Genomic DNA, 4,232 nt, shown 5'->3' with positions numbered 1-4,232 from the left:
GTGTGATCCACGTTCGATGGCGGCATGTGGGGTCTGGTCAGGCTGCCGGGGACAGGTTGCGCCAGACGTGAAAACTAACCGGGCATTTGCGGCGAGGTACGCCGCACCCGAGCACTGGCTCGCCGTTCGAATATTCGAGTGGTGTGTACCTGTGCGCGGAAAAGCCTTGAGCTGCCTACGCACGTCCGCGTTTTGTCGGGCGGTTGAGGCGGCTCGAACCGTTGACTACACCTCTATGAATTTACGACTAACCCGACATCTCGGGAGTCTTTTGGTCTTTGCGATCCTCACGGGTTGCGCGATGCCGCCAAGCGGCGGCGATCAGGCCAGCGCGCTGAAAACCGGCACGCAGCTAGCCAGCGCGAACCCGGGCCGCGGGTCGGGGCGTCTTGCCGCACCGCTCGCTTACGATTCCCGGCTGAATGCATTGCCCTCGTCGGCCAGCAATTCCTCCGACACATCCTCACTCGCGAACGCCGCGCCCATCACTGCCGGACCGAATATCGGCGACTTCCAGCAGCAGGGCCGCGCCTCCTGGTATGGGCGCGGTTTCCATGGTCACAAGACGGCCAGCGGCGAGCGTTATGACATGCATGCGCTCACCGCAGCGCATCGCACGTTGCCGCTCGCTTCGTGGGTTCGCGTGACCAATCAGGCAAATAACAAATCGGTGGTCGTCAAGATCAACGACCGTGGCCCGTACGTCCGCGGCCGTGTGATTGATCTTTCCTATGCCGCCGCCGCTGTGCTGGGCATGCGTGGCGCGGGTGTCGGAAAGGTGAAGATCGAAGGCTTGACGCAGCAGGAAGCGCGAGCGGCACAAGAGCAAGAGCAATCGCTGGCATCGATCACGCCTGCCGACTGATCATCGTCAGCTTGTTGCGCAGCAAAAAAACGGGCCGTTTTCGACGGCCCGTTTTTTATTGCCCGCGTTATTCGCGCTCCTTTTCTCCGCGCGCCTTATCCATTGCCAGCGCCCTCGTGTACAGCGCATTGCGCGATGTCCCCGTCAACGTTGCGGCCAATCTCGCTGCGCTGCTCACCGATAACTCCTCCAGCAAGGTCGCGAGCAAGGCGTCATGAACGTCGTCGGCGGTTTCTTGCTGCCGCGCGCCTTCCACGACCAGAACGAATTCGCCGCGTTGCCGGTTTGCATCGCCCGCGAGCCACGTTGGCCCTTCGGCCAGGGTGCAGCAATGGATGCTCTCATGTAACTTGGTCAGCTCGCGAGCAATCAGCAATCGCCGCTCGCCACCGAACGCGCGCCCGAGCGCCTGCACCGTTTCCACAATCCGATGCGGCGCTTCGTAGAAAACGAGCGCTGGCGTGTGCGTGAGCAGCGACTGCAACTGCGTGTCGCGCTGCTTCGGCTTGGTGGCAAGAAAGCCAATGAACGAAAACGTGTGAACCCATGCGCCAGCCACGCTGAGCGCGGTGGTGAGCGCGCTCGCGCCCGGCAGCGGGATGACGGGAAAGCCCGCTTCGCGGACTGCATCGACGAGCTTGGCGCCCGGATCCGATATGCCCGGCGTGCCCGCATCCGAGACGCAGGCAATGCGCTCGCCATTACGCAGATGTGCGATCACGTGCTCGGCGGCGCCGCGCTCGTTGTGTTCGTGCACGGCGATGGTCGGTTTCGAAATGCCATAGCGCGACAGCAGTTGGGACGTGTTGCGAGTGTCCTCGGCAGCTACCCGGTCGACGAGTCCGAGCACATGCAGCGCGCGCACCGTGATGTCCGCGACATTGCCGATAGGCGTCGCGACTATATAGAGCGCGCCAGCCGGAAACTGCTGGCCAAGGGCCAATTCGGAGAGTGGAGTCATGAGGGCGGGTGACATGCGGGTGACATGCGGAGGACGTCATTGTGCCATGCGAAGAGGGACAACTTTTTGGGGAACCGGGTGTCGAAAACGATCGGAAACGCGTTCGAGCAACGCGCGCTGGAATATCTGCAGCGGCAGCGCCTGCGTTTTGTCGCACGCAATTTCACTTGTCGCGGCGGCGAAATCGATCTGGTGATGCGTGAGATCGCCAGCCAGCGTGCACTGGTATTCGTCGAGGTGCGCGCGCGGCGCAGCCGGCAGTTCGCGGCGGCTGCGGCGAGTATCAGCGCGCATAAGCAACGGCGGCTCGTTCTCGCGGCGCAGCACTATCTGATGACGTGGCGTGGTGCGCTGCCGGTGTGCCGCTTCGACGTGATCGCGTTCGATGCGGGCCGTATCGTATGGTTACGCGATGCTTTTCGCGCAGATACGTCGTGAAAGCGCGCGCATCTTAAGTGACGTGGACAGCGAGTGCGGTAAACTGCGCGGAGCTTGGGCGCCGGGTGAGCCCATGTCTTGAGATGCGCCGGAGCCGAAGTATTGAAGTGGTGAAGCATGGGCTTGGCGACCTATCGAAACAAACCATCGAAGCAGCCTGTCAATAAACTACCGCGCATGGCGCGGCCGATAACCGAGAGTCGATGTCCGTCGAACGTATCCAGCAACATTTCCGCGAAAACGCGGCCGTCCATCGCGAAGCACTCGACACGCTTGCTTTTCCCGTCGCCGCAGCCATCGACGTGCTGTTCGGCGCACTCGCGAACGGCTCGCGAATTCTCACGTGCGGCAACGGCGGGTCGGCCGCCAACTCGCAGTGGCTCGCGTCTACGCTAGTAGGACATTTCGAGCGCGAGCGGCCCGGTTTGCCGGCCATTGCACTGGACGCGAATGTCTTGACGATCACGGGCATTGGCAATAACTCGGCTTTCGAAGAGATCTATTCGAAGCAGATCCGCGCGCTTGGGCAAGCCGGCGACGTTTTGGTCGTCATCTCCACGTCGGGCAACTCGGTCAACCTGCTCGCGGCGATCCAGGCCGCGCATGAGCGCGAGATGTTCGTGATCGCGTTGACGGGCGCGGGCGGCGGCGTGATCAGCGAAGTGCTCGCCGATACCGACATTCATATCTGCGTGCCGTCCGAACGGCCGGCGCGAATCCGGGAAGTCCATCTGTTAACCATTCACTGCCTGTGCGATGGCATCGACGCGATGCTGCTGGGCGACGAATGATTCTTAAGGGGAACGAGTTGATGAACAAGACACGCGTCAGGTCGACGCTAGCCAGAGCTGCGCTGCTGGTGAGCCTGTTGTCGGGTGTTGCGCTGACCCTGCAGGGTTGCCCGCTTGTGGTCATCGGCGCAATGGGCGGTGCAGTGGGCGGCGGCACGCTCGTCGCAACCGATCGGCGTACGCTCGGCGCGCAAACCGAGGACCGCGAGATTCAGGTGAAAGCCAAGTCGCGCATCGACGAAAGTCTGCCCGACCAGGCGCACGTTAGCGTGACCGTGTTCAACCGGCGCGTGCTGCTGACCGGCGAAGTGCCGTCGGACCAATGGAAGCAGAAGGCCGAAGAGGTGGTGCGTAACATCAACAATGTGAACAGCATTGTGAACGAGCTCGCTATTCAAGGTGCGAGTTCGTTGTCGTCGCGTACTAACGATGCCTACCTCGAGAGCCGCGTGAAGGGTGCGATGGTCGGTGAGAAGGATATGCGGGCGAACTACTACAAGGTGGTGAGCGAGCGCGGCACCGTGTATTTGATGGGTCTCGTCACGCGTGAAGAAGGCGCGGCCGGCGCGAATGTCGCGGCGCAGGTGCCGGGCGTCGAGCAGGTGGTCAAGGTGTTCCAGTACATCAAGCCGGAAGAGGCTCAGGCGTTGTCGGCAGCAGCCGCGTCGGGCGCGAGCGCGCCGGCGGCAGCATCGGCAAGTGAGGATGCGACGGTCGGCGCAGTGCCGGATTCGTCCGTGAGTTCGACGCCGCTGGGAGTGCAGGCGCCCGCACCGGTCAAGAACTCCGACGTGCATCCGGGTAATCCTGCGCCCGCCGCGAAATGAAGCGCTGGTTTTCCATGACCGTGACGGTGCTCGCATTGGGGATCACCGCCGCGGCCGGTCAGGGTGCGCTCGCTGCAGACTCGCCCCCCGCTTCTTCTGCCGCCGACGCCATGAGCATCGCGCGCAAGAATGCCTGCATGGGGTGTCACGCGGTGGACCGCAAGCTGGTCGGACCGTCGTTCCAGCAAATCGCGGGAAAGTACAAGGGCGACGCGCAGGCGCCAGCCCGGCTCGAAACGAAGGTGAGGAACGGCGGCAGCGGAGTCTGGGGCGTCTTGCCGATGCCGTCACATCCCTCAATGGATGGGGCGGATATCAGGAAGGTTGTCGGCTGGATTCTTGCTGGCGCG

The 4,232-nt window shown here is 62.8% G+C and carries 6 protein-coding genes; 5 read left to right on the top strand and 1 reads right to left on the bottom strand.

Annotation, left to right across the window (positions count from 1 at the left end):
- The first annotated feature begins 235 nt into the window (after positions 1–235).
- Positions 236–865 carry a septal ring lytic transglycosylase RlpA family protein gene (locus tag VGH68_RS06000; RefSeq protein WP_331602619.1) on the top strand — a complete coding sequence of 210 codons (630 nt, stop codon included), beginning with the start codon at positions 236–238 and terminating at the stop codon, positions 863–865.
- Positions 866–932: 67 nt separating this feature from the next.
- Here the strand turns inward: VGH68_RS06000 and rsmI are convergent, their stop codons facing one another.
- Positions 933–1,826 (bottom strand): 16S rRNA (cytidine(1402)-2'-O)-methyltransferase, encoded by an 894-nt coding sequence (gene rsmI, locus VGH68_RS05995; protein WP_331602618.1) that lies wholly within the window; start codon positions 1,824–1,826, stop codon positions 933–935.
- A 24-nt stretch (positions 1,827–1,850) separates the two neighbouring features.
- Between rsmI and VGH68_RS05990 the strand changes: the two genes are divergently transcribed.
- The 4 genes from VGH68_RS05990 to VGH68_RS05975 form a co-directional block, all read left to right on the top strand.
- Positions 1,851–2,264 carry a YraN family protein gene (locus VGH68_RS05990; protein WP_331602617.1) on the top strand — a complete coding sequence of 138 codons (414 nt, stop codon included), beginning with the start codon at positions 1,851–1,853 and terminating at the stop codon, positions 2,262–2,264.
- Between the two features lie 203 nt (positions 2,265–2,467).
- The gene (locus VGH68_RS05985; protein WP_331602616.1) at positions 2,468–3,055 is read left to right on the top strand and encodes an SIS domain-containing protein; all 588 of its coding nucleotides are present in this window, start codon (positions 2,468–2,470) and stop codon (positions 3,053–3,055) included.
- A 20-nt stretch (positions 3,056–3,075) separates the two neighbouring features.
- Positions 3,076–3,882: a BON domain-containing protein gene (locus VGH68_RS05980; protein ID WP_331602614.1), complete on the top strand. Its 807-nt coding sequence runs from the start codon at positions 3,076–3,078 to the stop codon at positions 3,880–3,882.
- The coding region (locus VGH68_RS05975; RefSeq protein WP_331602613.1) for a c-type cytochrome at positions 3,879–4,232 on the top strand (354 nt) is incomplete at its 3' end. The genes VGH68_RS05980 and VGH68_RS05975, both read left to right, overlap by 4 nt.

The sequence above is a fragment of the Paraburkholderia sp. genome (assembly GCF_036488505.1).
Lineage (GTDB): Bacteria > Pseudomonadota > Gammaproteobacteria > Burkholderiales > Burkholderiaceae > Paraburkholderia.
This window is presented reverse-complemented; position numbering and strand designations above follow the sequence as displayed.

Coding starts and splice junctions, on each gene's coding strand:
- VGH68_RS06000 (WP_331602619.1), top strand. CDS start 236: ATGAATTTACGACTAACCCGACATCTCGGGAGTCTTTTGGTCTTTGCG.
- rsmI (WP_331602618.1), bottom strand. CDS start 1,826: ATGACTCCACTCTCCGAATTGGCCCTTGGCCAGCAGTTTCCGGCTGGC.
- VGH68_RS05990 (WP_331602617.1), top strand. CDS start 1,851: ATGCGGAGGACGTCATTGTGCCATGCGAAGAGGGACAACTTTTTGGGG.
- VGH68_RS05985 (WP_331602616.1), top strand. CDS start 2,468: ATGTCCGTCGAACGTATCCAGCAACATTTCCGCGAAAACGCGGCCGTC.
- VGH68_RS05980 (WP_331602614.1), top strand. CDS start 3,076: ATGAACAAGACACGCGTCAGGTCGACGCTAGCCAGAGCTGCGCTGCTG.